Source organism: Ruegeria sp. A3M17 (assembly GCF_003318255.1).
Classification (GTDB): domain Bacteria; phylum Pseudomonadota; class Alphaproteobacteria; order Rhodobacterales; family Rhodobacteraceae; genus Ruegeria.
Genome location: NZ_QOCF01000013.1, coordinates 123,747 through 149,517, shown reverse-complemented (window position 1 = coordinate 149,517; position 25,771 = coordinate 123,747). Strand labels below are relative to the sequence as shown.

Below are 25,771 nucleotides of genomic sequence, written 5' to 3'. Positions count from 1 at the left end.
ATGAGACTGAAACTCGTACCCCAGAATACCTCGTTCGATTTCTTCAGCCGATGGAAAATCTGGCTGGGTATCTCGGCCTTGATGATGATCGTGGCGTTCACGTCCTTCATGCTACAGGGGCTGAACTTCGGCATCGACTTCCGCGGTGGCACAACGATCCGGACGCAAAGCACCCAAGAGATTGATGTCGGAGTCTATCGTGACGCCCTTGCCCCGTTGGAATTGGGGGATGTGACAATCACAGAGATCTTCGATCCAAACTTTGGACCGGATGAGAATGTCGCGATGATCCGTATCCAGGCGCAAGAAGACGCCGAGGCAGTTACATCGGACGTGATCACTCAGGTCGGTGAAGTGCTTGCCGCTGCTGATCCGGGCCTCAAATTGCCATTTGAAAGCGTTGAATCCGTCGGCCCCAAAGTCTCGGGTGAGCTGATCCAAACTGCCGTTATCGCGGTGGTATTGGCGATCGGCGCGGTGCTGGTCTACATCTGGCTGCGCTTTGAGTGGCAGTTCGCCTTGGGCGCGGTGGCCGCATTGGTCCACGACGTAATCCTCACCATCGGCATCTTCTCGGAACTACAAATCCGGTTTGATCTGGCCATCATTGCCGCGTTGCTGACCATCGTGGGGTATTCGCTGAACGACACCGTGGTCGTGTTTGACCGTGTTCGCGAGAACCTGCGGAAGTACAAGAAAAAGGACCTGAAAGAGGTTCTGAACATCTCGATCAACGAAACGCTCAGCCGGACGGTGATGACCTCGGTCACCACGCTGCTGGCGCTGATCTCGCTTTACATACTGGGCGGGGACGTGATCCGCGGCTTTGTTTTCGCGATGATCTGGGGTGTGATTGTAGGGACGTATTCCTCAGTCTTTGTGGCCTCAACCATCCTGCTGTGGCTGGGCGTCAAGCGCGACTGGTCGAAGCCGTCCAACAACGCGGGCAACCAGTTCGCAAATGTGGATGCCTGATCTGCTCGGCCAGTCCCCCACGGGACTGGCCGTTATCTTTTTTGCAGCGACGCTAGGCGGCATCGTACGCGGGTTTTCCGGCTTTGGGACCGCGCTGATTTTTCTGCCTCTGGCCACACCGTTCCTCGGCCCGTTTGGGGCGCTGATCGGATTGACGATCATGGATATCTTCGGGCCACTTCCCAACCTGCGACGGGCGTGGCGCGCCGTGGACCGCGGCGACCTGGCACGGTTGCTGCTGGGCTGCGCTTTGATTTTGCCTGTTGGCTTGAGGGTCCTCACGCAGGTCGAGCCTGAGGTTTTTCGATACGCGGTCAGCTTCCTGGCTCTGTTCATGCTCGCAATCCTGATCCTCGGATTACGCTACCAAGGCCGCGTGCGGCGCGCGATGGTGACCGCGATCGGTGGCGCTGCGGGTTTTCTCGGCGGCGTTGCGGGGTTGCCTGGACCGGCGGTGATCTTGTTCTACATGTCGCGCCCGCTTCCTGTCGAAGTCATTCGGGCCACGATCCTGTTGTTCCTTTTCGGATTCGACTTTCTCATCTTTGGCTTCCTGTCCGGTATGGGGCGTGTGACCCTCGACAGTGTCGTTCTGGGTTTGGCCCTGTCGGTCCCGAATTTTCTGGGAAATTGGTTGGGCGGCTGGCTATTCAATCCGGAAAAAGAAAAGCTCTACCGCGCTGCGGCCTATGTGGTGATCGCGCTGGCCGCCTTGTCGGGCCTGCCGCTTTGGGGCATAGAAGATATCCATGCGGCTGAATGAGATCACATATAACAACGCAACACCGGTCGATGGCTACGGGCCCGGCTTTTTCCGTATTGGTGGTCAGGTCTACGGAGGTGCGGTTCTAACTGGCCCCTCCGGCACCGCCGGTTGGGGCGGGTACGACGATCAATCCTCTTTGCTTGCACTGGCTGGGCATGTGGATGTCCTGTTGATCGGAACGGGCGCTGATCTGGCCCACATCCCCTCTGACCTGCGAGCGGCGCTCGAGCAGGCCGGCATGGGGGTTGAGATCATGAACTCACCCGCAGCCTGCCGTACCTACAATGTACTGCTATCCGAAGGCCGCCGCATCGCGCTGGCTTTGCTTCCCACCTGACGGGATCCGCTTCATCTGGCCAAAATATCCCGGGGAGCGCGAGGGGCTGGCCCCTCGTTTCGATGCTTATCCCAAAGCGGGTCGGGTATTGCCCTGCGGCAAATCCCGCCTTTTGCCCCTATGCGCAATAAGATAAGCGGGACCGTATGACACTGACCGTAACCGATCTTGCCATCACCCGCGGGGGCATCCCCGTGCTCGAGGGGCTGAACTTCTCGCTTCAACCCGGGCATGCACTGATCCTGCGTGGGCCAAACGGGATCGGCAAAACGACCTTGCTGCGTACACTGGCGGGGTTGCAGCCGGCATTGAGCGGAACCATTGACGGGGCCGAGGATCAAATTGCCTACGCCTCTCATTCCGATGGGTTGAAGCCAACGTTGACGGTTGTGGAAAACCTGGCCTTCTGGGCCTCGGTCTTTGGGACAGATGACATCCAACCCGCATTGGATGCCTTTGCGTTGAACGAGCTGTCGGACCGCCATGCGGGAAATCTGTCCGCCGGTCAGAAACGCCGCCTTGGACTGGCCCGGATGCTGGTCACCGGACGGCCGATCTGGATGCTGGACGAACCGACCGTGTCTTTGGACAAGGACGCCGTACAGATGTTCGCAGATGCCGTTCGTGCCCATCTGGGGCAGGGCGGCTCGGCCTTGATCGCTACTCATATCGACCTTGGTCTGGACGGCGAGATTATGGATGTGGGTTCCAACAAAGCCAAACCAAAACCCATCGACGACTTTGACGGAGGCTTCCTGTGATCGCCCTGCTGCTGCGCGACCTGAAACTGGCCTTCCGCGCGGGCGGGGGTTTTGGCCTTGGCCTTGCATTCTTTCTGATTGTGACCGTTCTGGTGCCGTTCTCAGTCGGCCCGCAATCCTCGCTGCTGTCGACCATTGCGCCGGGTGTGCTTTGGCTGGGCGCGCTCTTGGCTTGCCTTTTGTCACTCGACCGCCTGCTTGCACTGGATTGGGAAGACGGATCGCTTGACCTGGTGGCCACCGCGCCCTTGCCGCTTGAGGCGGTTGTGTCGATCAAGGCGCTGGCCCACTGGCTGACGACGGGTTTGCCGCTGGTTCTGGCTGCGCCGTTTCTGGGTGTGCTACTGAACTTGCCGGTGCCAGGCTTTTTCTGGCTGGTGATCTCACTTTTGGTCGGCACCCCGGCCATGAGTGTGATCGGGACCTTCGGCGCAGCTCTGACAGTCGGCCTAAAGCGCGGGGGGCTATTGTTGTCATTGCTTGTTCTGCCGCTTTATGTTCCTACGCTGATCTTCGGGGCCGAGGTCGCACGCCGCGGCGCCACGGGGATGGAAACGCAGACACCGCTGTTGATGCTGGCGGGGATCACGGCGGCCACGATTGCGCTGTTGCCTTTTGCCAGCGCAGCAGTATTGCGGATCAACCTTCGGTGACGCTGTCGCAGTTTGATTGATGTCAATTGAGAACGAACACGAGTCGGACTAAATAGAGCCCATGTCTATCGCAGCCAAAGCCAATACCCTCTGGGAATACGCCAACCCGCGCAAATTCCTCGCGACCAGCGAGCGGGTCCTGCCGTTCTTCTGGATGACTTCTTTTGTGTGTCTGGTCGTTGGGCTGACCTGGGGCTTTTTCTTCACGCCGGATGATTACAAGCAGGGCTCGACGGTCAAGATCATCTACCTGCATGTGCCTGCGGCGTTGATGGCGATCAATTGCTGGCTGATGATGCTTGCCACATCTTTGGTGTGGCTGGTGCGCCGCCACCATGTCAGCGCACTCGCTGCGCGAGCGGCAGCTCCCATCGGTATCGTGATGACCCTGATCGCGTTGGTAACCGGCGCGATCTGGGGGCAACCGATGTGGGGCACGTGGTGGGCCTGGGATCCTCGCCTGACCGCGTTCCTGATCCTGTTCCTGTTCTATCTGGGCTACGTGGCGCTTTGGGAAGCGATCGAAGATTCCGACACAGCCGCCGATCTGACCTCGGTCCTGTGTCTGGTGGGGTCGGTTTTTGCCTTGCTCAGCCGCTATGCGGTGAACTTTTGGAACCAAGGCCTGCATCAGGGGGCATCCGTGATGCGCGCGGCAGCCATCACCGGCGCGGATACCGAAGAAAAAGTCAGCAACATTTATTTCTACCCGCTGTTGCTGTGCATCATCGGATTTGTGCTGCTGTTCATCGCGTTGGTTCTGTATCGCACAGGAACAGAAATCCGGGCGCGACGGATCAAGGCGCTGCTGGCGCGAGAAAGGCTAAACGGATGATCCCTGATCTTGGAAAATATGCCGACGCGGTCCTGTGGTCCTATGCGGCCTCGCTGGGGTTGCTGATTGCACTGGTCGTTCTCAGCGTAATGCGCGGGCGCAAAGTCCGGGCGGAAATGGAAAAGCTCGAACACAGGATGTCGCGCAATGGCTAAAGTCTCACCCCTGATGATTGCGCCGCCGTTGATTTTCGGCGCTTTTGCCGTTCTGGCAGGCATTGGAATGTTCCGAGATGATCCTAACGCCTTGCCATCTGCACGCGAAGGGCAGCCCGCGCCACCGGTTGTTCTGACCGAGTTTCCGGGCAAGACGATATTTGACGATGCCACGCTGCGTGATGGTGAGGTCAAGCTGGTCAACTATTGGGCCAGCTGGTGTGCCCCCTGCCGGGCCGAACATCCCAACCTTGAGGCGCTGTCCGAAGAGGGCATCCCGGTCTATGGCATTAACTACAAGGATCAATTGGCCAATGCCGAAGGTTTTCTGACCGAACTTGGTGACCCCTACAAAGCCATCGGACGGGATGAGCAAGGGCGCATGGCGCTAGACTGGGGCCTCTACGGTGTTCCGGAAACTTATGTAATCGACGGCGAGGGCACGATCATTCTGCGCTTTGCCGGTCCGATCACGCAACGCGTTATCGAAAGCACGATCCGCCCTGCCTTGGAAAAAGCTGGCCAGTGATCTGAACCGTTGCCAAGCAGAGCGTGCCTGTTGCACGCGCTCTATTTCTTATTTCTGCTAGTTGCGCTGGCATTCAAGAAAAAGCCCCGGCGCATTGGCCGGGGCTTTGTTGCTTTAATCTTCCTTGGCAAGGTTCCGCAGCACATATTGCAGCACGCCACCGTTTTCGATGTATTCGATCTCGGGCGCGGTATCGATCCGGCATTTCAGCGTGATCGTTTTCTCGGTTCCGTCGCCGAAGATGATGGTGCAGGGCACCTCTTGCAGCGGCTCGACCGAATCCAAGCCGTGGATTGAGACGGTTTCGTCGCCCGTCAGGCGCAACGTCTTGCGGGTGTCGCCGCCGGTGAACTCGAATGGGATCACGCCCATTCCAACCAGGTTGGACCGGTGGATACGCTCAAAGCTTTCGGCGATCACGGCTTTGACGCCCAGCAGGGCCGTGCCCTTGGCAGCCCAGTCGCGCGATGAGCCAGCGCCGTATTGCTCGCCACCAAAGACGACCAGCGGCAGGCCTAGTTCCTGGTAGGCCATCGAAGCATCGTAGATTGAGGCCTGTTCGCCGTCAGGGCCTTTGGTATAGCCACCTTCGACGCCGTCCAGCATCTCATTCTTGATGCGGATATTGGCGAATGTGCCACGCATCATAACCTCGTGATTGCCCCGGCGGGAACCGTAAGAGTTGAACTCGCGTGGCTGCACCTGACGTTCGATCAGATACTGACCGGCAGGCGAGGTGCTTGCAAAAGACCCTGCGGGTGAGATGTGGTCGGTCGTGACCATGTCCCCAAGAACCGCCAACACCTTGGCCCCTTCGATATTTGAGATCGTGCCCGGCTCGGCACCCATTCCCTGAAAATAGGGAGGGTTCTGGATATAGGTCGATGTCGGCGGCCAGTCATAGGTTTCCTGTTGCGGCACCTCGACGCTTTGCCATTTCTCATCGCCCTTAAAGACGTCGGCATATTTCGAAAGGAACGCTTCACGGGTAACGGTTTCCTGCACCAGCTCGGCAATTTCGCTTTGGGTTGGCCAGATGTCTTTCATGAAGACGTCATTGCCGTCCTTGTCCCGCCCAATCGGCTCGGATGTCAGATCGATATCCATCGTGCCAGCCAACGCATAGACCACGACCAGAGGCGGTGAGGCCAGATAATTTGCCCGCACGTCCGGCGAAATCCGGCCTTCAAAGTTACGGTTGCCCGAAAGAACCGAGGTTGCGACCAGATCGCCTTCGGCAATCGCTTCGCTGATCTCCCTCTGAATCGGGCCAGAGTTGCCGATGCATGTGGTGCAGCCATAACCAACCAGGTTGAACCCGATAGCATCCAGATGTTGCTGCAGGCCAGCCGCCTCAAGGTATTCCGACACCACCTGCGAGCCGGGGGCAAGCGATGTTTTGACCCAAGGTTGGCGGTTCAGGCCCAGCTCATGGGCCTTTTTCGCGACCAAGCCAGCACCAATCATCACGTAGGGGTTCGAAGTGTTGGTGCAGGAAGTGATCGAGGCGATCACGACCTTGCCCGATTCCATGCCGTATTCTTCACCTTTGACTTCGATCTGCTTACCCATCGGGCGCTTGAAGGTATCCGCCATTTCCTTGGTAAAGGCAGCCTTGGCACCGGTCAGCGCAACATAGTCCTGCGGGCGTTTCGGGCCCGAGATGGCGGGAACGATTGTGCCCATGTCCAGAGTCAGAGTGTCAGTGTAAATGGGCGCGTAATTCTCATCACGCCAAAGGCCGTTTTCCTTGGCATAGGCCTCAACCAGAGCCAGACGATCTTCGTCCCGGCCGGTGTTACGCATATAGCGTAGGGTCTCGCCGTCAATCGGGAAGAAGCCGCAGGTTGCGCCGTATTCAGGTGCCATATTGGCAATGGTTGCGCGGTCGGCCAGCGGCAGACGGTCCAGACCGCTTCCGTAGAACTCGACGAATTTGCCCACCACGCCTTTCGCGCGCAGCATCTCGACGACCTTCAGAACAAGGTCAGTGCCAGTGGTGCCCTCGAGCATCGCTCCGGTCAGCTCAAAACCTACAACCTCGGGGATCAGCATCGAGATCGGCTGGCCCAGCATCGCGGCTTCGGCTTCGATCCCGCCAACACCCCAGCCCAGAACGGCCATACCGTTGACCATTGTGGTGTGGCTGTCAGTACCAACCAGCGTGTCGGGGTAGGCGACTTCGTCGCCATTCTGGTCGGTGTCGGTCCAGACGGTCTGGGCCAGATATTCCAGGTTCACCTGATGGCAGATGCCGGTTCCAGGGGGAACAACACGGAAGTTGTTAAAGGCCGACTGTCCCCATTTCAGGAACTGGTAACGCTCCATGTTGCGTTCATATTCGCGATCCACGTTCATCTGGAACGCGCGGGGGTTGCCGAATTCATCAATCATGACCGAGTGGTCGATGACCAGATCAACCGGGTTCAGCGGGTTGATCTTCTGCGCATCGCCACCCAGCCCCTTGATGCCATCGCGCATCGCAGCCAGATCGACAACGGCCGGAACGCCAGTAAAGTCCTGCATCAACACGCGGGCAGGGCGATACGCAATCTCGCGCGGGTTCTTGCCGCCATTGCGTGCCCATTCGCCAAAGGCTTTGATATCGTCGACCGCGACGGAAAAGCCCTCGTCCTCGAACCGCAGCATGTTTTCCAGAACCACTTTCAGCGCGGCGGGAAGCTTGGAAAAATCACCCAGACCGGCCTCTTGCGCGGCAGGGATCGAGTAATATGAAATGGATTTGCCATTCACGCTAAGGTTGCGGCGTGTTTTGGCGGTATCTTGTCCGACTTTGATGGGCATCTGTGGCCTCCCTCTGAAATGACTTAGATCCCGGGATTCGCTAATAGTTATCTGCATCACCAAAGCCTTTGATTCAAGGGCCAAGGAGGTGAGTTTGTCGAGTTATGTATACCATTGCACACAAAATTTAAGGGTCGCGATGGTCGCATGTCTCAAGAAACGTTGATTGGAGGTTGAACGGGCTTGCGTTTAAACCGGGCAGTACATCCAGCTAAATGTCCGAGATCCATAATGTTCAGATCCATTCGCGCAACAGCGCTAGTTTCCTTGTTTCTATCCACAGCAGCCCTGGCCGAGGGCGATCCGGTTGTGGTTGAACTGTTCACATCTCAGGGCTGTTCGTCCTGTCCGCCTGCCGACCGGATCATGCATGATTTGGCCAAACGCGACGATGTGATCGGCCTGGCACTGCATGTGGATTACTGGGACTACATCGGGTGGAAGGACGAATATGCCGACCCGGACCACACTCTGCGCCAGCGCACTTATGCGCGGGAAGGGGGGCGGTCGATGATATATACGCCTCAGATGGTGGTGAATGGGCAGCAGGATGTGGTCGGGGCGCAATCACGGGAATTGGATCGCCTGATAAATGCGCATCTAAAGGCAGCCCCGCAAGCGTCCGTGACGGCCGTGCGCTCGGGTGATGATGTGACCGTGGATGTGACGCCAGTCGAACTGCCGGCCGGAGAAACTTATGACATCCGGGTCATTCAGTATTCACCTGTGCGCCATGCCTCGATCCGGCGCGGAGAGCTGGCCGGCCGCGATCTGGACTATGCCAATGTCGTCGAGGCCTGGCATATCGCGGGTCAATGGGACGGCGTCGCGCCTCAGGCGTTTTCGGTAACCGTCGACGCAGATTTTCCGGCAGTTGTACTGGTGCAAAGGGCAGGGCACGGCCCGATTGTGGCAGCCGCGCGGGTCAAGTAATCAGGGCATATCCTCCGGCTGAACCCCCAAACCGTTCCAGGCTTTCCAACGCCGGTGGATCCAGAACCACTGGCCCATATGCTGTCTCACCATGGCCTCAAGATCGTCATTGGTGAACTGGGTCATGGTCCTGGGGTCTGTATGCGGCACCGGGTCGTGCAGCACGATTTCAAAGTCCACGCCGTTTGGTTGCCGCACCGCATAACACGGGATCAGTACGGCGTTGTATTTCATTGCCAGTTCTGCATTCAGGACTGAGGTCACGGCGGGCTTGCCAAAAAATGTCAGCTCTTCACCGCCATGGGCGTGCAGATCGGACACGATCGCGATAATCCCACTTTTCTTGAGGGAACGAACCATCTCGACCATTCCGCGGCGGCCCTGTTCGAACATCGGCGAGCCGGTCTTATGGAAGGCCTCGACATACATGTCATTGAAGTAAGGATTCGCCATGCGGCGATAGAGGCACCCAATTGGTTTACCGCTGCGTTCCTGCAGGGCGATGCGTGCTGCCAGATAGTGACCAAAATGCGCGGTGATCATCATGATCGGTCGCCCTTCGGCCACGGCTGAGTCAAATGCAGCGACACCCGAACCGCTTACCTTTGCCGTGCGCTGACGTTCGGTGAACCCTTCGGGCGAAAAATGCTCCATAATCGCGCGACCGGCATTATCCGGAACGGCGCTGCAAATTCTGTTGACGTCGGCCTCTGACAGGTCAGGGCGGGTCAATTTCAAGTTGCTGCGCACGCGTTTGGTAAAGCCGATCAAGGGCGAAAGCCCACGTGCGATTGCGCCCATGGTCGCCAGGCGTGTTTCATAGGGCAACAACCGCAAGGTCCCGATCACGCCCTTCATGAACAATCCAGTGATGTAGTATTTTCTAAGCTCTGTGCGGCTTAGTTCCGACTTTTCGACGGGCATGAATAGGTCTCACCGGCTGTTGCGATTTGCCGGGCAAGACATACAAGGCGGAAACCGCAACCACAAGCGCTGCAAACCAAAGCCTTGATCCGACATACCGGATCGGGCTTGCCCGTCACTCTTCGCTATCCTCTTCGGTCAACGCAATTGCGCCTTCGTCGACAAGCCCGCGAATTGCGCCAATGACTAAAGTCATCGCTTCTTCGGCTTCGGACAGTTTCACCTTGCCGCGTTCAGTGATTTCCTCGCGCAGGTTATCCGCCATACGCGTCGACATGTTGGACAGCAGAAACTCGACTGCGGTTTTGTCATCTTCGCCCTGGGCTCCGGCCAGGGCGGTGACGAGATCAGCCTGATCCAATCCACGCAGAATCGCAGGCACGTCCTTTAGCAGGATGCGGGCCGGGATATGGGCGAAGGTGAATATCGATTGGCGCACCAGAGATGCGAAGTCGGTGTCTTCCTCGTCCAGGGCCGTCAAAAGCCCGTCGCGCGTTGCTGCGGCTGATTGGTTCAGAATCGCACCGACCCGCGCGCCGGGGCCATCCAAAAAGGCCGTGGCGGGGCGTCGATCAAGTTGCGCCGCCAGCGACCAGCCAATCCGTTCAACCGCCTCGGGTGTGATGTTGGCCGTTTTGGACACGGCATAGGTGATGCGCCGCGCGACCGGGCCGGGCAGGTGACCCAGAAGTTGCGCGGCATTCGCAGTTTCCAGCTTGGACAACATGACCGCTGCAATTTCAGTGCTTTCGGCCAGAGCGATGGTGGCCAAATCTCCTGTCGGGATTTCGTGCAGCCGTTGCCACGGATCGCCGATCTGGCGCACCCCGGCTTCCTTCCGCAACCTGGCCGCTGTTGCCGGCGTAATCTTGTCGCTGACCGCATCCAGAGCGCCGGCCAGCCCATGTGGAAAGGACAGGCCGACACTGTCCAGCGCTTCGGCAAATTCATGTGCGACGGATGCTAGCGTGATGCGATCCACAAGGCCCATCTGACCCAGCTGGTGTGTCAGCTTTTCCTGCAAATCGTCGGGAAGCTCTTCCAGGGGGATATCTGCGCCCTCATTCAACAAAAGGCGCACAACGACGGCGGCTTTTTGTCGGCTGCTCAGCGCCTTGGGGACGACGCGGGGAGCGTCGTTCTGGGCGTCGGCTGTGGGTGTTGATGTCCCCGGTGCCAGTTGAACCAAAGAGTTTGTGTCCTGCATCTGCCTGTGGTGCCAAGATTCTGTTCCACAGGCAGATTACGGAGAGTCGGGTAAAGAAAGGCTGAAGTTTAGTAGTTGTAAGTCAGCCCGGTGCGGATCGCCTCGCGCAGGGATGCCTCGGCCCAGGTGCCTTCACCGCCGCGCGCCTTGATCTCGCGCCACTGGACGATGGCAAGATCGGTTTTGCCCTCGGTGACAAAGCCCTGACCCATATAGCTGCGCGCCAGTATGTTGTCGGGATTTGCTTCAATGGCGTTCGAATAGAAGGCATTCGCCAGATCAAGCTCACCCATTTTGCGGTAGGTGAAACCCCAGTAGGTCAACACGCGATCATCATCCTGATCCATGATGCGCAGGATGTCCTGTGCATTTTCGAACTGTCCGTCATAGGCCAGTTCGCGCACGGCGTCATACAGCTCTTCTTCAGTAAAGTTGGTCTTGTCCGGCTTTACGCACCGTCCGGCGTCTTTGTCATAGACGCGACCGAAGAAACACTTCTTGGTCGTGTTGGTCGGTTTTGGCGGGCTGCTGTCACCGCCAGCGGCGATCGCGACCGGCGCGAATGCAAAGGCCTGAAGGGCGATGGCTGAAGCGAGTACTAGGCGCATTTTCCTACTCCGTTGTCTGGGCTACTTACAGAAAGCATAGTGCGTTTCTCTCAAAAGCTAACAACCGAAGGCTCGCGTTTATTCACGAATAAGGAATTTTTTTCTCAGCTATTCACAATTTTGGCGCAGGTTTGGGCTTCTGCATCCCAATATGTGCCCGGCGCGCAGGACTGGGTCTGCTTGGAATGGCCACTACAGGCCAAGGCAACGGAGGCTGAACAACTAAGGGCCAAAGCGCAAATCAAAGTGCGGATCATCGTGTTTCTCCTGTCCGGACATACGCGGGCATCATAGCCGGTTTTGGCCTGTCTGGCAAAAGAGCAGGGCCCGGATCGCGTGGTGCGAACCGGGCCCTGTGAACCAATTGATCAATCGTGGTTTATTCGCCGAACACGCGGGCGAAGATCGTATCAACGTGTTTGGTATGATAGCCGAGATCGAATTTCTCTTCGATTTCTTCAGGGCTCAGCGCGGCGGTGACGTCCGCGTCTGCCAGCAGTTCCTCTTTGAAATCGGTGCGGTGTTCCCAGACTTTCAGCGCGTTGCGCTGCACCATGGCATAGGCATCTTCGCGGCTGACACCTGCTTGGGTCAACGCCAGCAGAACCCGCTGGCTCATCACAAGACCGGGGAACTTGTTCATGTTCTCAAGCATGTTCTCGGGGAAGATCAACATCTTGTCGATCACGCCTGTCAGTCGCGCCAGTGCAAAATCCAGTGTGATCGTGGCATCCGGCCCGATCATGCGTTCGACCGAGGAATGCGAGATATCGCGCTCGTGCCAGAGCGCCACGTTTTCCATCGCCGGGATCACTGCCGCGCGCACCATGCGGGCCAACCCGGTCAGGTTCTCAGTCAGGATCGGGTTTTTCTTGTGTGGCATGGCCGAAGAGCCTTTCTGACCCATCGAGAAGAACTCGGCCCCCTCAAGCACCTCGGTGCGCTGCATGTGGCGGATTTCGATGGCGACGTTCTCGATGCTGCTGGCAATGATGCCCAGCGTGGCAAAGAACGCAGCATGGCGGTCGCGCGGGATGACCTGAGTGCTAATCGGCTCGGGCACCAGACCCAGCTGGTCGCAGACATGCTCTTCCACACGCGGGTCAACATTGGCGAATGTGCCGACCGCGCCGCTGATCGCGCCCGTGGCGATTTCAGCGCGGGCGTCGCGCATGCGGGACAGGTTGCGGTCCATCTCGGCGTAGAAACGCGCGAAAGTCAGGCCCATGGTGGTGGGTTCCGCATGGATACCGTGGCTGCGGCCGATGCGAACCGTGTCCTTGTGTTCGATCGCGCGGCGTTTCAAGGCAGCCAGCAGACCTTCTAGATCTGCGATCAACAGGTCGGCGGCGCGGGTCAGTTGAACGTTGAAACATGTGTCGAGGACGTCCGAGCTGGTCATGCCCTGATGGACAAAACGCGCCTCTTCACTGCCGACATGTTCGGACAAATGGGTCAGGAAAGCGATGACGTCGTGCTTGGTAACCGCTTCGATTTCGTCGATGCGCGCCACGTCGAATTCCACGTCTTTGGCTTTCCAGACAGCCTCGGCATTCTCGCGCGGGATCACACCCAGATCAGCCATGGCGTCGCAGGCATGAGCCTCGATCTCGTACCAGATGCGGAACTTGGATTCGGGCGACCAGATGGCGACCATATCGGGGCGGGAATAGCGTGGAATCATTGGCAGCGGCACCTTATTGTGATTTGGCAGGAGGCGTTGCGGCGGGGTTTAAACCCGCGCAGACAAAGGAACAAGGCGCGAGTGCGAATATGAGACGGTTTGCCCTGATTTTGGCCCTTTGGCCCGGTTTTCTGGCGGCTGAGGAGTTCAGAACGCTGACGGGGGATGAAGTTCTGTCAGCATTGACCGGACAGAAACTCGATTACGGGGAAGGTATCTGGCAGACCTTCGAGGATAAGATGCTGACACAGTATTTTTCGGGCGGACCTAGCGCCGGGCGGTGGGCGGTGCGCGGGGATCGCTATTGCTCGGTCTGGCCGCCTTCGGATTTTTGGGCCTGCTATGATGTCCAGCAAAGTGGCAAAGTGATCCGGTTCGTTGATGATAACGGTGCCACGACCGACGGGACACTCGCCGAATGAGCCTGCCGCGCAGACTGTCGGATTTCGAAGGTCGTTGGGCCTTGACCCGGACCATTCTGGACGCGCAGGCGGGGCAGGTGGTGCAGGCCGATGGTCACGCGGTCCTGAGCCCGACCGAGGACGGCTTGATATACGACGAAGAAGTCACGCTGCGTGTGCCGGGGCAAGCCGAGATGAAAGGCACGCGCAGGTACCTGTGGCACGCGGCGGGTGAGGCGATTGCCATACATTTTGACGACGGCCGCTATTTTCACCGGCTGGCCTTGGGTCAGGCACATGCGTCTGACCACCACGATTGCCCGCCCGACAGCTACGATGCTGTCTACGATTTTTCGGCCTGGCCAGTCTGGTCAGTGCGCTGGATCGTCTCGGGACCCAGAAAATCTTATGAAATGAGCACCGATTATCGGTTAAGATAGCGTAATCATGTTGCAGTCAGAGCTCTAAGCGGGCATTTCTGCGGTTGAAAATAGGTGGAGACATAAGAATGAATGCGAATGTACTGGCCAATGCGATTGGCCCGCGCGAAGGCACCGCGCTGCGCGTCAAACAGGTTGTGCTGGTCGCTCTGGGTATTCTGGCGCTGGCAATTGCTGCCAAGATCAAGGTTCCGATGTGGCCTGTCCCGATCACAATGGGCACCTTTGCCGTGCTGACCATCGGCACCGCCTACGGCACGCGTTTGGGTCTGGTCACCATGCTAGGTTACCTGCTGATCGGCGCGTTGGGCTTTGACGTGTTCGCGGGCTCTTCGGCTGAGAAATTCGGTTTGACCTACATGATGGGCGGCACCGGTGGCTATCTGGTCGGCTACCTTCTGGCAACCGTTCTGCTGGGCGCACTGGCCGCGCGTGGTTGGGATCGCTCGGTTGGAAAAATGGCACTGGCGCTGGTTCTGGCCAACGTCGTGATCTACGTCCCCGGTCTTGTGTGGCTGGGTCAGCTTTATGGCTGGGACCAACCGATCCTGCAGTGGGGCCTGACACCATTCCTGGTGGGTGACGTGATCAAGCTGGCGCTGGCAGCGATGCTGATCCCTGCGCTGTGGAAACTGGTCGGCGACGCTCGTTCGTAAGGTTCGGCCAATCTAAGTCTGACGAAACCGCGCCCGGAGATATCCCGGCGCGGTTTTTTTGTGCCCTCACATCGGGATGCTGGACAAAAGGGGCCACTACAGGCCAATCTGCACTCAATGAAATCATCAGGTTATTGATATATGCGTATTCAATTAGCTTCGGCACTCGCGGTTTGTGCCTCGCTTTTGCTGAGCGGCGGGGCGGCATCCGCTGATACTCCGGTCACGTATACGGACAACGGGCGTGCACTGTTCGGCTTTTCTGTACCCGACTTCTGGGCGCTGCGCACCGGTGGCCCGCGCGAAATTGAGGATACTGAGCTGGGCGATGCACGTGCCGTTGCCCGGGTCATGGGGATGCGGCCAGTCACGGACGATAATGTCTGGATGGGCTTTGTGTCGCCTATAGGTGTGGCCTCGATCGAGGGCGGTCTTCGGTATCTTGAAGATATCGACAGGTTTCTGGTCAAGGATCCAACAGTGTCCGAGACCACCACGACGCGCATTGGCGGGTTGCCCGCGCGTGTTATTCGCGGGACCGGCAGTCGCGAAGGGCACGGCGTGAACTTCACTGTTTCCGTGATTGACTTGGCGAAGGGGCGCGTGGCCATCGCCGTTGCGATCCTGCGGGACGGCGCCGATCCGGCTTATGTGGACGATCTGAACGCCGTGTTCGCGTCGTTCCGGTCCCTGCAGTGAGGAGGCGCACATGACCCGCAAACTGATCAAACGCGCAGCCCTTGCCCTTGGATTGGGGGCAGCAAGCCTGACGCTTTCGGCCTGTGACGGCGTAACCGTCGGGGTAGGTTACGGGTATGACCCGTTCTACGACTCGATGCTGTGGAATGACTATTATCATGACGTAGACGTGGATATTGACATCGACCGGCCGGATCGCCCCAGACCGCCAGATGGTCGCCCACCGGCGCGCCCTGTTCCACCTATCGCCAAGCCACCGAGCAGACCACCGGTGTCGCGGCCGCCGAACCGGCCACGACCACCGGTTGCGCGGCCACCGGCGGCCCGGCCCCCCATTCACCGTCCCGCAGGGCGGCGGTGAGCTGAGGGGTCAGTCCAGTAATTCAGTTGTGATCTGGGCTGACCCTTCCAAGGTTCTGTGGACCGGGCATTTGTCCGCGATCTCCAGCAAACGAGTGCGCTGCTCAGCCGTCAGCGGACCTTCAAGGCGGATCTTGCGGCGGAACTGATCGACTTTTCCTTCGTTGGCTAGCCCGGCATCTTGTGCATGGACCTTGTTGTGGCACACATCGACTGAAACGGTTTTCAGCGGCCAGCGTTTGCGCCGCGCATACATGCGGATGGTCATCGACGTGCAAGCCCCCAGTCCAGATGACACGAACCCGTAGGGCGACATGCCACGGTCGGTGCCACCGTATGAGGCGGGCTCGTCCGCGACAGCGTGGTGTCGGGGACCGGATTGTATGTCCTGCAGGAACCCCTCCGGATCAGCTTCGGTCACACGTACGACACCTTCGGGCGCGCCGGGTGGCGGCGCGGGCGGGCAGAGCTTGACGTAGCGCGTCACCCACGCGGTGATCACGTCTGCCGCGTATTCCGCGTCGGATGCGCGGGTAATCAGGTGATCGGCATCGTCGAGGGTCACAAAGCTTTTGGGATGTTTGGCGGCCAGGAAGATTGTGCTGGCGTTGTCGATGCTTACGGTCTCGTCCCGAGGTGCGTGCAAGATCAGCAACGCGGCCTTCAGGTCTGCAATAGCAGGCATCAGAGCTGCTTCGGAAATGTCATCCACAAACGCTTTGCCAATGCGGAAGGGTCGCCCGCCCAACATCACGTCTGCTGACCCCGCCTGCGTGATTTCAGGCAATGCATCCTCAAAGTGATGGGCGACGTGTCCCGGATCTGCAGGTGCCCCCAGAGTGACCACGGCCTTGACGCTGGGAATGCCAGCACGGGCGCGCAACACAGCCGCACCACCCAGCGAATGGCCGATGAGCAATGCCGGAGCCATGTTGCGGCCAGCCAAATAATGCGAGGCCGCGATCAGGTCTTCGACATTGGAGGTAAAGGTTGTGTTGGCAAATTCCCCACCGGAATGCCCCAGCCCGGTAAAGTCAAATCGCAGAACGGCGATGCCCATCGCCGCCAGTCGGGCGGCAATCCTGCGCGCGGCCGGGATGTCTTTGGAACAGGTGAAACAATGCGCAAATAGGGCTGTCGCCAGGACCGGACCGTCCGGCAAATCCAGGCGCGCGGCCAATTGGTTGCCGTCGTGACCGGCAAAGGTAATGCGTTCGGTGGGCATGGCAGTTCCTTGTTCGTCGGGATGACTAATAGTGTGTGCTTCCGACTGGCCGCTCAACCCCATTGTAAGAAGCGTCACGGGAAGGTGAGTACGGTGAACAGATTGCGCGCAAATCTTTGTCCGCCCTGTGATCCCATATCATCAATTTTTGTGAAGCATACCTTAAAAAATATTCGTTTTACTAATTTATATCACCTCCCCATCTTACGACCATCGCACACGTGCAACCCAGGAGGTTCAAATGGCACATACTGCAATGGATCCAAGGGGCGTGGTTCTACGCCCGGGTATATTGGCCGTGATTGCCCTGACCGGCGTGATCGGATTTGCGCTTGGTCAAACCTTGCCGCCGGTGGTATCTGCTGAGGCGCAGGTTTTTAATCCCGTGTCCGAAGACTGGCACGGAAATGTCAGGCGGTCACATTGGTCGAACTGAAACGTCAGCTCAACCCCATGAGCTGCGGATCAAATGGATAAGTGGTCAGGTTCTCATATCCGTATTCGGTGATCAGAACCTGATCCTCCAGCTTGATCGAGAAATTTCCGCCAACCTCTCCAACGGCAGCCTCGACACACAGGACCATGCCGGGCTCGAGCGCGTAGTCGTATGAGCCCGCCACTGCCTTGTCCGGATAAGCAACCAGAGGCCACTCATCGCACAAGCCGACGCCGTGCATCAGGCATCCGTATTTCTGTGCCAGGAACTTGTCGTCCAACTTGTGTGCATTGGCCGTCAGTTCCGGGATCATCACGCCGGGCTTCAGCATCTCCATATTGGTCATGATATGCTCATGCGCGTGCTGCATGGCATAGACCATGTCGGGCCGGGGTTTTTCGTCGCCGATCCACCATGTGCGCGAGATGTCGATGCAGATGCCATAGGATCCGATCAGGTCGGTATCAAAGGCGATGATCTCATTCTGTTGCGTGATCCGGGGACCGCATTCCTGAAACCATGGATTGGTGCGCTGACCCGAAGCCAGCAGGCGGGTTTCGATCCACTCGCCGCCGCGCCGGATGTTTTCGGCATGCAGAACCGCCCAAATGTCGTCTTCCGAGGTTTTGCCGTCACCCACATTGGCGCGCGCGAATTTCTCCATTTCAGCCACGGCGGATTCGCAGGCATGGTTGGCGCAGCGCATGGCAAGGATTTCGTCCGGGCCTTTTATGGCGCGGGTCTTTTCCGTAGCCTCTTCGCCTTCCATGATTTCGAACCCTTGCGCCTCAAGCGCGCGCAGGCCGTGCAGCATGATCTTGTCCACGCCGAGGCGCTTGTTGCCGCCACCATGTTCGTCGATCAGAACGCGCACCTCGTTTGAGAACACGTCCGCGGCCACGTCGACTTTGTCACCGCGGTCAAAGTAGAACAGATCAGCTCCGGATCGCTGCTCGCGCACCAATGGGTTAAACGTGGAAAGGAACGGAGAGTTCTTATAGTCCCAGATCACCATGTAGCCATCGGCGCACAGCAGAACTGCGCGGAACGGGTTATGCGTGTTCCACAACTGCATGTTGGTGCTGTCGGTGGCGTAACGAATGTTCAGCGGATCGAACATCAGCAACCCGCCATAGCCGCGGTCGACAATGGCTTGCGTCAGTCGTTGCCACCGGTGTTCGCGCATCCGGGCTAGATCGGGCAGGGCAAGGCCGGCTTTTTCCCATTCCGAGAACGCAAGCTGCGTCGGGCCAATCTCGATCCGGTCGTTTTCGTTCGGGGTGCCATCACCAAGGGTCGTACCTTTGGTCGGGTCGATCTTGCGGCTATCGCGGTAGTGTCGGTTCATGGTGGGTCTCCCTGCCTGTACTTTGAGCGTGAAGAATCAATCGTCCGACGTCTTGAAGGTTTGCGACTGTGCGTTCGTCGCTTTTTGACCGACAAGCGGAAATTCTGATGATACGTCAAATTCATGACGACCATTCTTCAGACTTCAATTCCGTATGACCCGCTGGACAAGCGCCCCTTGCCAGGCATTCAGCCAGCAAGCATGAACAACTGGCTGCACCGCGATGATGCGTTCGCCGCCCAGATGCAAAGACGCGAGGACCTGTTGGTCAGTCATCGTTCGGATGTTCTGGCGATGGATGCAGGCGCTAAACCCGCTGCGCAGGAGTTGTTGGATCTTGTCCTGAACCAAGTCTATCCCGAGTGCACAGATCACGTCGCCCGCCCGGATGGGACAGGTGTTACGATCGATCAGGATCAGCCATTGGATACGCTGTGCCGATTGGTGCAGGAAGATTTCTGCATCCTGCAAAAGCAGGGGGATGAACACGTGCTCTCCGGAGCCATCCTGTGTTTTCCTGCCAGTTGGCGTTTATCCGAGAAATTCATGCGGCCTCTGATCGATATCCATCTGCCTGTTGACAGCTACAACTCCGACATCGCCCGGCGCGTTCAGCGATTGTTTGACGGGATACAACCGGGACGCCCTCTGTGGCGGTTCAATGCGCTGTGGTATGAGGACGCCGAGTTGCATCAACCCCGCAGTGCAAACGACCGACGGGCCCCGCAAAAGCCAGGACACGCGCGGTTCCTGCGAAGTGAGCGGCAGACGCTGTTACGACTACCTGAGACGCAGGCCGTGGTTTTCTCGATTCATACATATGTGCTGGCGGCAGAGCAGGTGCCAAAAATGGAAAACCCCGCCTGACGGCGGGGCCTCCAAGGAGGGTCATTTCATACCAGGCTACATGCCCAGCGCGCTGGCTGCGCCCGCAAGTGCCCCGCTTGTGCTGAGAGCGGAGATCGCGACCGAATATACCAGCACCTGAGTATTGAGGCGGAAGTCTTCGCCCCTAATCAGGTTCACAGCGGCCAAAGAGGCCGCAATCGGGACAGACACGCTTGCCACGGCACCCGTCAATCCCCAACTGGTCAGTCGGAGGATATCGCTGGGTTGCTCGTGGACGAGGGGGGGCGTGTCGTCCCGATCGGTAGGCTGCTCGATAGGTTCTGTCCGAAAAGCGATGCTGAGCAACTGCTCATCCGACAGCTGGATTGGCCGGGCTACTGGGGTCAGTGCCTTTTTTTGTGGCTCATCCAGGTCTTCTGCGTCAGTGACATTCAGTCCGGCAAACGGGCCTGTCACTGCCTCGAAAATCTGTTTTCTGTCACGCGGCCTGCTTGGGGTCAGCGTGTCAAATGCACTCATGAATTGTTCGATGGTCAAAACGGTATTGGGCGACAGCCATTCGACCCGCTGGGTCGCGCAGACGTCAACCATTCTGTAAAGGATCACGACCAGCATCAGCTCGGAAACTTCGCTGTCATCCAATAGGGGGGAAACCGGGGTCACAGTGATCGTCAGCCGGTTACTCGGCAGGGTGACGATGGGTCTCTGGATTGTCTTCAGACCTGCGGCGCGGTTGAGGCGCTCGAACCGGTCCTCGGTTTCGGCGACCTTAGTATCCAGCGTCAGGCGCACCAGATACTGACTGGACACAATGCTGGCTTCGGTGTCGTTCAGCAGAGACTTGCGCTCGACCAGGTGACCATAGTCCGCAAGGGTCTTGGCAACGATGTCGCTGAACCGCTCGATCGCGTCTTCGGTCTTACCGTCGAATTGCAGACCACCGTGATAGCTGTGCTTCGGAGTCACTGCGCTGTCCTTTGTCGCATCCTGTGTTTGGAAACAATCTAGCAAGCGATCTGGGGCAGATTTGGGCAAAAATGGAAAAAAATGAGAAATCGGGCAGATTGATTACGCTATGGAAACCTAGGCATTTTAAGGGCCTTTTGACGTCTGTGGCGACAATGTGGCCAAAATCGGGTGTTAAGCCCGGAATCCCAAGCCAGCTTCAACCGTCGATTCGGGCAGCCATTATTGCAATGGATTGTTGGTAAACCGAGGCAGCATTCCACTGTTGAATGACTGCAAAGTTTGGCTGACCCTGTTGATAGCCCCGACCGGGTTTCCAGCCCTTCTTACGCAGAAAATTGGCAGTTGAGGCCAATGCATCGGTCATATTGTAAAAGTCGACCTGACCGTCGCCGGTGGCATCAACCCCGTATTGCATGGCATTGCCTGGTAGGAACTGGGTGTGCCCAAGTTCGCCATGTTTTGCCCCTTTTGTCGCTGTCGTAATGCTGCCTTGATCGACCAGCTTCAGCGCCCCGATCGCGTGAGGAATGAAAAACTCGGACCTGCGGCAGTCATAGGCCAGTGTTGTGATTGCGGAAACAACCTGACTGTCCCCCATGAAGTTTCCGAACCCGGTTTCCATTCCGTGAATGGCGATCAGCACCCCGGCCGGTACGCCGTATTGACGTTCGAGTGCCGCATAGAATTGTGGGTTGCGCGCTTTGCGTTTGCGCCCTTGCGCCACGATGGTGTCTGCCCCTCGGACGCGCATGAACTTGTCTAACGAGTATTTAAAGCTCTTTTGATTGCGGTCCGCCGCAATGGTTCGCGTGGCGTATTGGGATTGGGCTAGTGCCTGCAATCCTTTCTTTTTGACACCCGCGCGTTTCGCCTGTCTGGCAAAGTCTACTTTCCATACCTCAAAGCCGCTACTTGTGTTGCCGCAAGGAGCAGCGACGCTGATTGCTGGCAGGGTGACGGCAATGACAAACGAAATGGCAAGGCATCGCATGAATATTTCCTTCGATGGGTTTAAGCACAACCGGTAATAAGTAGAACGCGGTCTACAAAGCACGCTGTAAGTCTTCAGAAGTTAAGACAGGCTGGATCTCAATATTGGCGTCCAGAGCCGCGAACAGCGGTTCGTTGATGGCTGGCATGCGCGCTTGATCACTTTCCTCAAAGATGACGATCCCCATGCGTTTTCCATGCTCTAGTGCGAAATACGCGGCCTCGGCATTCACGTCTTTCACCAGCGCTTCGATTGCTGGCCTAAGGGTTCCGTCCCGCTCTGCCTGATTGCCCTTTTCAACTGGTATCGTGAATTTCAACATCAGGCGCATCGTTCTCTCCCAAAAATGCATAAGCTAATATGTCAGAGAAAGGCTCTGACGTTCCTGCGCCTCAGTCAAGGTAGTTGGAGGGTGACGGTGAGAAACGACAAAAGGGCGCCCACTGGACGCCCTTCCGTTCGATCTTTCGCTAACCCGCAGCTTAGCAGCTGTAGTACATGCCGTATTCAACCGGGTGCGGGGTGTGCTCGTAGGTTTCGACTTCTTCCATCTTCAGTGCGATGTAGCCGTCTATCTGGTCTTTGGTGAACACGTCGCCCTGCAGCAGGAAGTCGTGATCCGATGCCAGAGCTTCCAGAGCTTCGCGCAAGCTGCCGCAGACGGTCGGGATGTCGGCCAGTTCTTCGGCAGGCAGGTCGTAGAGGTTCTTGTCCATGGCTTCGCCCGGATCGATCTTGTTCTTGATGCCGTCCAGACCGGCCATCAACAGCGCGGCAAAGCACAGGTAGGGGTTTGCTGCCGGATCGGGGAAACGGGCCTCGACGCGCTTGGCTTTCGGGCTTTCGGTCCACGGAATACGGACGCAACCCGAACGGTTACGGGCCGAATAAGCGCGCAGAACGGGGGCCTCAAAGCCCGGGATCAGACGCTTGTAGCTGTTGGTCGCCGGGTTGGTGAAGGCGTTCAGCGTCTTGGCGTGCTTCAGGATGCCGCCGATGAAGTACAGTGCCTCATCCGACAGGTCGGCGTATTTGTCGCCAGCAAAGAGCGGCTTGCCGTCTTTCCAGATCGACATGTTCACGTGCATGCCGGTGCCGTTGTCACCTGCGATCGGCTTCGGCATGAAGGTGGCCGATTTGCCGTAGGCGTGCGCGACATTGTGGATGATGTACTTGTACTTCTGCAGCTCGTCAGCCTGTTTGGTCAGGCTGCCGAAGATCAGGCCCAGCTCGTGCTGGCACGACGCAACCTCGTGGTGGTGCTTGTCGACCTTCATGCCCAGGCGTTTCATCGTCGACAGCATTTCCGAACGCAGATCCTGCGCTTCGTCGATCGGGTTCACCGGGAAGTAGCCGCCCTTGACGCCCGGACGATGGCCCATGTTGCCCATCTCGTATTCGGTATCGGTGTTCCACGACGCGTCAGTTGCATCAACTTCGTAGGATACCTTATTGATGCTGTTCGAGAATCGGACGTCATCAAACAGGAAGAATTCCGCTTCAGGGCCCATGTAGGCCACATCGCCAATACCAGAGGCTTTCAGATAGGCTTCGGCTTTCTGGGCGGTGCCACGCGGGTCACGCTCATAGGCTTCGCCAGTGTCGGGCTCAACAACCGAGCAGTGCACGCAGATGGTTTTTTCGGCGTAGAACGGATCGACATAGGCGCTCTCGGTGTCGAGCATCAGCTTCATGTCTGATGCTTCGATCGACTTCCAGCCCGCAATGGACGAACCGTCGAACATAAAGCCTTCTTCCAGGAAGTCCTCGTCAACCTGGTCAGCCATCAGCGTGACGTGCTGAAGCTTGCCGCGGGGATCAGTGAAGCGAACGTCGACGTATTCGGCGTCCTCGTCTTTGATCAGCTGAAGAACTGCGTCCTTGCTCATAACTATATATTCCTCTGCTTTGAGTTTGTTCTGTTACAGTGCATCCGGGCCGGTTTCCCCGGTCCGGATGCGAATGGCTTGTTCAACGGGCGAGACAAAGATCTTGCCGTCGCCGATCTTGTCGGTTTTCGCTGCCGAGACGATGGCGTCGATGGCCGCGTCGACCTGATCGTCGTCCAGCACAACCTCGACTTTCACCTTGGGCAGGAAATCGACGACATATTCCGCGCCGCGATACAATTCAGTGTGGCCCTTCTGACGGCCAAAGCCCTTAACCTCGATCACGCTGAGACCCTGGACGCCGACATCCTGCAGCGCCTCTTTAACCTCATCGAGTTTGAACGGCTTGATGATCGCTTCGATCTTCTTCATTCCGGGCTCCTGTTAACTCTTGTCAGCTTGGCACTGACCACGTCTAAATTCGGGCGGCAATGTGATAGCGATATCGGCCCGAGCCGGGCGCTGAGAAAATGGGCGTCGGGTCAATTTTTGATCAACTTGCACAAAAAGTAAGCGAAACTGAATCGCCAGAGGATTTGAGATGACGGAATTGCTAACAGCGGCGCAGATGCGAGCAATTGAAACAGCGGCGATTGAGTCCGGTCAGGTGACCGGTCTGGAACTGATGGAGCGCGCCGGTCGCGGGGTTGTCGAGGCGATTTTTGAGGAATGGCCTGAACTGTCGAAAACGTCTGGCGCTGCCGTGGTTTTGTGCGGTCCCGGCAATAATGGTGGTGATGGGTTCGTCGTTGCGCGCCTGTTGAAAGAGTGGGGCTGGGAAGTCGAGGTTTTTCTGTATGGGGACGCCGACAAGCTGCCAGCAGATGCGCAAGTGAACTATGATCGGTGGCAGGAGTTGGGGGAGGTTGTTCCGCTGACTGAGCAGGACATGCGCAAGTGTGGTTCTGTCGATCTTTACGTTGACGCTCTGTTTGGGACGGGACTGAAACGCGGCTTGGACGGTGAACTGTTCAAGGTTGTTCGGCATCTTTCTGGTGTGAATGGGGACCATTACACCGACCGCCTGGTCAGCATAGATGCCCCATCTGGTTTGTGTTTGGACAGCGGGCGGGTGTTGCATCAAGAGCCATTGAACCTAAAGCCTCGCGAATTTCTGGACGGTTTGCCCGCAGAGATGCGAAACAAGGTTGCTACTGCGGGCGGCGCGCGTCCATTGCATGACCGTTTTGCTTGGTTGACCGTGTGTTTCGATAGCCCAAAGCCCGGGCATTTTCTGGCGCAAGGGCCGGATTTGTGTGGCAAGCTCGTTGTTAAAGACATAGGCATTTCCACGCAGCGTTGCCGCTTTAACGGTGAACCATATGACGATGCTTTCACGTTAGGACCAAAGCCTTTTCGCAGGGCGAGCCGACCTGCTTTTCTAACCCTTGCCGAGGCACCTGGCCGCGTGAAGGACGAGCGAACATGGATTGGGTTGCCGCTTTATCGCTTGCCCAAATTCAAACAACAACACAAGTATTCCCATGGCCACGCCCTCATCTTATCGGGCGGTTCCGGCAAATCCGGCGCGGCGCGATTGGCAGCGCGCGGTGCTTTGCGGATTGGGGCCGGGTTGGTAACATTGGGGGTTCCCCCGGCGGCGCAGATGGAGGTTGCGGCGCAGGTGATGGCAATCATGCTGCAACGGGTTGAGGGTGGCGACGGGTTGTCCGATGTTCTCAACGATGAGCGGTTGAATGCGCTTTGTCTTGGCCCCGGTCTGGGATTGGAGCGTGCGCGGGATCTGGTGCCGGTTGCTCTGGCGGCAAATCGGGCGACGGTTTTGGATGCCGACGCTTTGACCGCGTATGCGGATGACCCTGCGACTCTGTTTGACCAATTGCACGATAAATGCGTTCTCACACCGCATGGTGGAGAGTTCGCACGCCTGTTCCCTGACATATCTGAAAAGTTCAAGGCTGTTCCCACCAAAGGCCCGGCCTATTCCAAGGTCGACGCAACGCGTGAGGCGGCCAAGCGGGCAGGGTGTGTGGTTCTGTTCAAGGGGCCGGACACGGTGATTGCCGCGCCGGATGGGCGCTGTGCGATCAATTCGGCCCATTATGAGCGTTCGGCACCGTGGTTGGCGACGGCTGGCTCTGGCGACGTGCTCGCCGGGTTTATCACCGGGTTGTTGGCGCGAGGGTTCGCCCCAATGCAGGCTGCGGAAACGGGTGCGTGGCTGCATGTGGAATGCGCGCGCCATTTCGGCCCCGGGTTGATTGCCGAGGATCTGCCCGAGCAACTACCTGCGGTCTTTCGGCATCTGGCCAAATGACGCATGGGCGGAAATTAGCCGCTTTTTTCAGCGTTCGGCAAGAAATGGCCGCACGTAT

At 57.9% G+C, this 25,771-nt stretch carries 29 protein-coding genes; 17 read left to right on the top strand and 12 right to left on the bottom strand.

Features of this window, described 5'->3' with window-relative positions:
- The 8 genes from secF to DS906_RS07300 all read left to right on the top strand — a co-directional run bounded on the left by secF (position 1) and on the right by DS906_RS07300 (position 5,011).
- Positions 1-975 carry a protein translocase subunit SecF gene (gene secF, locus DS906_RS07335; RefSeq protein ID WP_113789550.1) on the top strand — a complete coding sequence of 325 codons (975 nt, stop codon included), beginning with the start codon at positions 1-3 and terminating at the stop codon, positions 973-975.
- Complete coding sequence (locus DS906_RS07330; RefSeq protein ID WP_113789549.1) at positions 968-1,738, top strand: sulfite exporter TauE/SafE family protein; 771 nt, start codon at positions 968-970, stop codon at positions 1,736-1,738. Before secF ends, DS906_RS07330 begins: the two co-directional genes overlap by 8 nt.
- Positions 1,725-2,078 carry an Mth938-like domain-containing protein gene (locus DS906_RS07325; protein WP_113789548.1) on the top strand — a complete coding sequence of 118 codons (354 nt, stop codon included), beginning with the start codon at positions 1,725-1,727 and terminating at the stop codon, positions 2,076-2,078. Before DS906_RS07330 ends, DS906_RS07325 begins: the two co-directional genes overlap by 14 nt.
- A 146-nt stretch (positions 2,079-2,224) precedes the next feature.
- The gene (gene ccmA, locus DS906_RS07320; RefSeq protein ID WP_113789547.1) at positions 2,225-2,839 is read left to right on the top strand and encodes a heme ABC exporter ATP-binding protein CcmA; all 615 of its coding nucleotides are present in this window, start codon (positions 2,225-2,227) and stop codon (positions 2,837-2,839) included.
- Positions 2,836-3,492, top strand: a complete 657-nt coding sequence (gene ccmB / locus DS906_RS07315; RefSeq protein WP_113789546.1) for a heme exporter protein CcmB — start codon at positions 2,836-2,838, stop codon at positions 3,490-3,492. The genes ccmA and ccmB overlap by 4 nt, the downstream gene beginning before the upstream one ends.
- Positions 3,493-3,553: 61 nt before the next feature.
- On the top strand, positions 3,554-4,327 hold the full coding sequence (locus DS906_RS07310; protein WP_113789545.1) for a heme ABC transporter permease: 774 nt from the start codon (positions 3,554-3,556) through the stop codon (positions 4,325-4,327).
- A complete protein-coding gene (gene ccmD, locus DS906_RS07305) occupies positions 4,324-4,482 on the top strand; it encodes a heme exporter protein CcmD (RefSeq protein ID WP_186437450.1) in 159 nt (52 codons plus the stop codon). The genes DS906_RS07310 and ccmD overlap by 4 nt, the downstream gene beginning before the upstream one ends.
- The gene (locus tag DS906_RS07300; protein WP_113789544.1) at positions 4,475-5,011 is read left to right on the top strand and encodes a DsbE family thiol:disulfide interchange protein; all 537 of its coding nucleotides are present in this window, start codon (positions 4,475-4,477) and stop codon (positions 5,009-5,011) included. The genes ccmD and DS906_RS07300 overlap by 8 nt, the downstream gene beginning before the upstream one ends.
- Before the next feature lie 114 nt (positions 5,012-5,125).
- On the opposite strand, the gene acnA is transcribed toward DS906_RS07300, so the two are convergent.
- A complete protein-coding gene (gene acnA / locus DS906_RS07295) occupies positions 5,126-7,816 on the bottom strand; it encodes an aconitate hydratase AcnA (RefSeq protein ID WP_113789543.1) in 2,691 nt (896 codons plus the stop codon).
- A 231-nt stretch (positions 7,817-8,047) separates the two neighbouring features.
- Between acnA and DS906_RS07290 the strand changes: the two genes are divergently transcribed.
- Entirely contained in the window at positions 8,048-8,749 is a 702-nt protein-coding gene (locus DS906_RS07290) for a thioredoxin family protein (protein ID WP_113789542.1), read from the top strand.
- On the opposite strand, the gene DS906_RS07285 is transcribed toward DS906_RS07290, so the two are convergent.
- The 4 genes from DS906_RS07285 to purB all read right to left on the bottom strand — a co-directional run bounded on the left by DS906_RS07285 (position 8,750) and on the right by purB (position 13,172).
- On the bottom strand, positions 8,750-9,673 hold the full coding sequence (locus tag DS906_RS07285) for a lysophospholipid acyltransferase family protein (RefSeq protein ID WP_113789541.1): 924 nt from the start codon (positions 9,671-9,673) through the stop codon (positions 8,750-8,752).
- Between the two features lie 115 nt (positions 9,674-9,788).
- Positions 9,789-10,880: a flagellar motor switch protein FliG gene (locus DS906_RS07280; protein WP_113789540.1), complete on the bottom strand. Its 1,092-nt coding sequence runs from the start codon at positions 10,878-10,880 to the stop codon at positions 9,789-9,791.
- 68 nt (positions 10,881-10,948) lie between these two features.
- A complete protein-coding gene (locus tag DS906_RS07275; protein ID WP_113789539.1) occupies positions 10,949-11,488 on the bottom strand; it encodes a hypothetical protein in 540 nt (179 codons plus the stop codon).
- A 379-nt stretch (positions 11,489-11,867) separates the two neighbouring features.
- Positions 11,868-13,172 (bottom strand): adenylosuccinate lyase, encoded by a 1,305-nt coding sequence (gene purB / locus DS906_RS07270; RefSeq protein WP_113789538.1) that lies wholly within the window; start codon positions 13,170-13,172, stop codon positions 11,868-11,870.
- An 89-nt stretch (positions 13,173-13,261) separates the two neighbouring features.
- On the opposite strand from purB, the gene DS906_RS07265 reads away from it, so the two are divergent.
- From DS906_RS07265 to DS906_RS07245, 5 genes are all read left to right on the top strand, one after another.
- On the top strand, positions 13,262-13,594 hold the full coding sequence (locus DS906_RS07265; protein ID WP_147235198.1) for a hypothetical protein: 333 nt from the start codon (positions 13,262-13,264) through the stop codon (positions 13,592-13,594).
- Positions 13,591-14,013, top strand: a complete 423-nt coding sequence (locus DS906_RS07260) for a DUF6314 family protein (RefSeq protein WP_113789536.1) — start codon at positions 13,591-13,593, stop codon at positions 14,011-14,013. The genes DS906_RS07265 and DS906_RS07260 overlap by 4 nt, the downstream gene beginning before the upstream one ends.
- 68 nt (positions 14,014-14,081) lie before the next feature.
- A complete protein-coding gene (locus DS906_RS07255; RefSeq protein WP_113789535.1) occupies positions 14,082-14,669 on the top strand; it encodes a biotin transporter BioY in 588 nt (195 codons plus the stop codon).
- Positions 14,670-14,810: 141 nt separating this feature from the next.
- A complete protein-coding gene (locus DS906_RS07250; protein WP_113789534.1) occupies positions 14,811-15,368 on the top strand; it encodes a hypothetical protein in 558 nt (185 codons plus the stop codon).
- Between the two features lie 10 nt (positions 15,369-15,378).
- Entirely contained in the window at positions 15,379-15,729 is a 351-nt protein-coding gene (locus tag DS906_RS07245) for a hypothetical protein (RefSeq protein WP_113789533.1), read from the top strand.
- A gap of 9 nt (positions 15,730-15,738) precedes the next feature.
- On the opposite strand, the gene DS906_RS07240 is transcribed toward DS906_RS07245, so the two are convergent.
- A complete protein-coding gene (locus DS906_RS07240) occupies positions 15,739-16,953 on the bottom strand; it encodes a bifunctional alpha/beta hydrolase/OsmC family protein (protein WP_113789532.1) in 1,215 nt (404 codons plus the stop codon).
- 241 nt (positions 16,954-17,194) lie between these two features.
- Between DS906_RS07240 and DS906_RS07235 the strand changes: the two genes are divergently transcribed.
- Positions 17,195-17,389 (top strand): hypothetical protein, encoded by a 195-nt coding sequence (locus DS906_RS07235; protein ID WP_113789531.1) that lies wholly within the window; start codon positions 17,195-17,197, stop codon positions 17,387-17,389.
- Between the two features lie 4 nt (positions 17,390-17,393).
- On the opposite strand, the gene dddP is transcribed toward DS906_RS07235, so the two are convergent.
- Positions 17,394-18,737 (bottom strand): dimethylsulfonioproprionate lyase DddP, encoded by a 1,344-nt coding sequence (gene dddP / locus DS906_RS07230; RefSeq protein ID WP_113789530.1) that lies wholly within the window; start codon positions 18,735-18,737, stop codon positions 17,394-17,396.
- Positions 18,738-18,860: 123 nt separating this feature from the next.
- Here dddP and DS906_RS07225 point away from each other — a divergent pair, with 123 nt between their 5' ends.
- Entirely contained in the window at positions 18,861-19,604 is a 744-nt protein-coding gene (locus tag DS906_RS07225; RefSeq protein ID WP_113789529.1) for a DUF3445 domain-containing protein, read from the top strand.
- A 36-nt stretch (positions 19,605-19,640) separates the two neighbouring features.
- Here the strand turns inward: DS906_RS07225 and DS906_RS07220 are convergent, their stop codons facing one another.
- From DS906_RS07220 to DS906_RS07200, 5 genes are all read right to left on the bottom strand, one after another.
- Positions 19,641-20,552, bottom strand: coding sequence for a hypothetical protein (locus DS906_RS07220; protein WP_233494718.1), 912 nt, complete (start codon positions 20,550-20,552; stop codon positions 19,641-19,643).
- 199 nt (positions 20,553-20,751) lie between these two features.
- Entirely contained in the window at positions 20,752-21,546 is a 795-nt protein-coding gene (locus tag DS906_RS07215) for a lytic transglycosylase domain-containing protein (protein ID WP_113789527.1), read from the bottom strand.
- A 52-nt stretch (positions 21,547-21,598) separates the two neighbouring features.
- A complete protein-coding gene (locus tag DS906_RS07210) occupies positions 21,599-21,877 on the bottom strand; it encodes a hypothetical protein (protein WP_113789526.1) in 279 nt (92 codons plus the stop codon).
- A 151-nt stretch (positions 21,878-22,028) separates the two neighbouring features.
- Positions 22,029-23,435, bottom strand: a complete 1,407-nt coding sequence (glnA, locus tag DS906_RS07205) for a type I glutamate--ammonia ligase (RefSeq protein ID WP_113789525.1) — start codon at positions 23,433-23,435, stop codon at positions 22,029-22,031.
- A gap of 33 nt (positions 23,436-23,468) precedes the next feature.
- The gene (locus DS906_RS07200) at positions 23,469-23,807 is read right to left on the bottom strand and encodes a P-II family nitrogen regulator (protein ID WP_113789524.1); all 339 of its coding nucleotides are present in this window, start codon (positions 23,805-23,807) and stop codon (positions 23,469-23,471) included.
- 169 nt (positions 23,808-23,976) lie between these two features.
- Here DS906_RS07200 and DS906_RS07195 point away from each other — a divergent pair, with 169 nt between their 5' ends.
- Positions 23,977-25,713 carry an NAD(P)H-hydrate dehydratase gene (locus DS906_RS07195; protein ID WP_113789523.1) on the top strand — a complete coding sequence of 579 codons (1,737 nt, stop codon included), beginning with the start codon at positions 23,977-23,979 and terminating at the stop codon, positions 25,711-25,713.
- Positions 25,714-25,771 lie beyond the last annotated feature (58 nt).

Excerpts from the sequence above, each read along its gene's own strand:
- DS906_RS07255 (WP_113789535.1), top strand. The coding sequence starts at position 14,082 with ATGAATGCGAATGTACTGGCCAATGCGATTGGCCCGCGCGAAGGCACC.
- purB (WP_113789538.1), bottom strand. The coding sequence starts at position 13,172 with ATGATTCCACGCTATTCCCGCCCCGATATGGTCGCCATCTGGTCGCCC.
- DS906_RS07280 (WP_113789540.1), bottom strand. The coding sequence starts at position 10,880 with ATGCAGGACACAAACTCTTTGGTTCAACTGGCACCGGGGACATCAACA.
- DS906_RS07250 (WP_113789534.1), top strand. The coding sequence starts at position 14,811 with ATGCGTATTCAATTAGCTTCGGCACTCGCGGTTTGTGCCTCGCTTTTG.
- DS906_RS07225 (WP_113789529.1), top strand. The coding sequence starts at position 18,861 with ATGACGACCATTCTTCAGACTTCAATTCCGTATGACCCGCTGGACAAG.
- DS906_RS07240 (WP_113789532.1), bottom strand. The coding sequence starts at position 16,953 with ATGCCCACCGAACGCATTACCTTTGCCGGTCACGACGGCAACCAATTG.
- DS906_RS07260 (WP_113789536.1), top strand. The coding sequence starts at position 13,591 with ATGAGCCTGCCGCGCAGACTGTCGGATTTCGAAGGTCGTTGGGCCTTG.
- DS906_RS07195 (WP_113789523.1), top strand. The coding sequence starts at position 23,977 with ATGACGGAATTGCTAACAGCGGCGCAGATGCGAGCAATTGAAACAGCG.
- DS906_RS07300 (WP_113789544.1), top strand. The coding sequence starts at position 4,475 with ATGGCTAAAGTCTCACCCCTGATGATTGCGCCGCCGTTGATTTTCGGC.
- DS906_RS07265 (WP_147235198.1), top strand. The coding sequence starts at position 13,262 with ATGAGACGGTTTGCCCTGATTTTGGCCCTTTGGCCCGGTTTTCTGGCG.
- DS906_RS07200 (WP_113789524.1), bottom strand. The coding sequence starts at position 23,807 with ATGAAGAAGATCGAAGCGATCATCAAGCCGTTCAAACTCGATGAGGTT.
- DS906_RS07215 (WP_113789527.1), bottom strand. The coding sequence starts at position 21,546 with ATGCGATGCCTTGCCATTTCGTTTGTCATTGCCGTCACCCTGCCAGCA.
- glnA (WP_113789525.1), bottom strand. The coding sequence starts at position 23,435 with ATGAGCAAGGACGCAGTTCTTCAGCTGATCAAAGACGAGGACGCCGAA.
- DS906_RS07275 (WP_113789539.1), bottom strand. The coding sequence starts at position 11,488 with ATGCGCCTAGTACTCGCTTCAGCCATCGCCCTTCAGGCCTTTGCATTC.
- DS906_RS07330 (WP_113789549.1), top strand. The coding sequence starts at position 968 with ATGCCTGATCTGCTCGGCCAGTCCCCCACGGGACTGGCCGTTATCTTT.
- ccmA (WP_113789547.1), top strand. The coding sequence starts at position 2,225 with ATGACACTGACCGTAACCGATCTTGCCATCACCCGCGGGGGCATCCCC.
- DS906_RS07210 (WP_113789526.1), bottom strand. The coding sequence starts at position 21,877 with ATGCGCCTGATGTTGAAATTCACGATACCAGTTGAAAAGGGCAATCAG.
- secF (WP_113789550.1), top strand. The coding sequence starts at position 1 with ATGAGACTGAAACTCGTACCCCAGAATACCTCGTTCGATTTCTTCAGC.
- DS906_RS07310 (WP_113789545.1), top strand. The coding sequence starts at position 3,554 with ATGTCTATCGCAGCCAAAGCCAATACCCTCTGGGAATACGCCAACCCG.
- ccmD (WP_186437450.1), top strand. The coding sequence starts at position 4,324 with ATGATCCCTGATCTTGGAAAATATGCCGACGCGGTCCTGTGGTCCTAT.
- DS906_RS07285 (WP_113789541.1), bottom strand. The coding sequence starts at position 9,673 with ATGCCCGTCGAAAAGTCGGAACTAAGCCGCACAGAGCTTAGAAAATAC.
- acnA (WP_113789543.1), bottom strand. The coding sequence starts at position 7,816 with ATGCCCATCAAAGTCGGACAAGATACCGCCAAAACACGCCGCAACCTT.
- DS906_RS07290 (WP_113789542.1), top strand. The coding sequence starts at position 8,048 with ATGTTCAGATCCATTCGCGCAACAGCGCTAGTTTCCTTGTTTCTATCC.
- DS906_RS07235 (WP_113789531.1), top strand. The coding sequence starts at position 17,195 with ATGGCACATACTGCAATGGATCCAAGGGGCGTGGTTCTACGCCCGGGT.
- DS906_RS07245 (WP_113789533.1), top strand. The coding sequence starts at position 15,379 with ATGACCCGCAAACTGATCAAACGCGCAGCCCTTGCCCTTGGATTGGGG.
- DS906_RS07325 (WP_113789548.1), top strand. The coding sequence starts at position 1,725 with ATGCGGCTGAATGAGATCACATATAACAACGCAACACCGGTCGATGGC.
- dddP (WP_113789530.1), bottom strand. The coding sequence starts at position 18,737 with ATGAACCGACACTACCGCGATAGCCGCAAGATCGACCCGACCAAAGGT.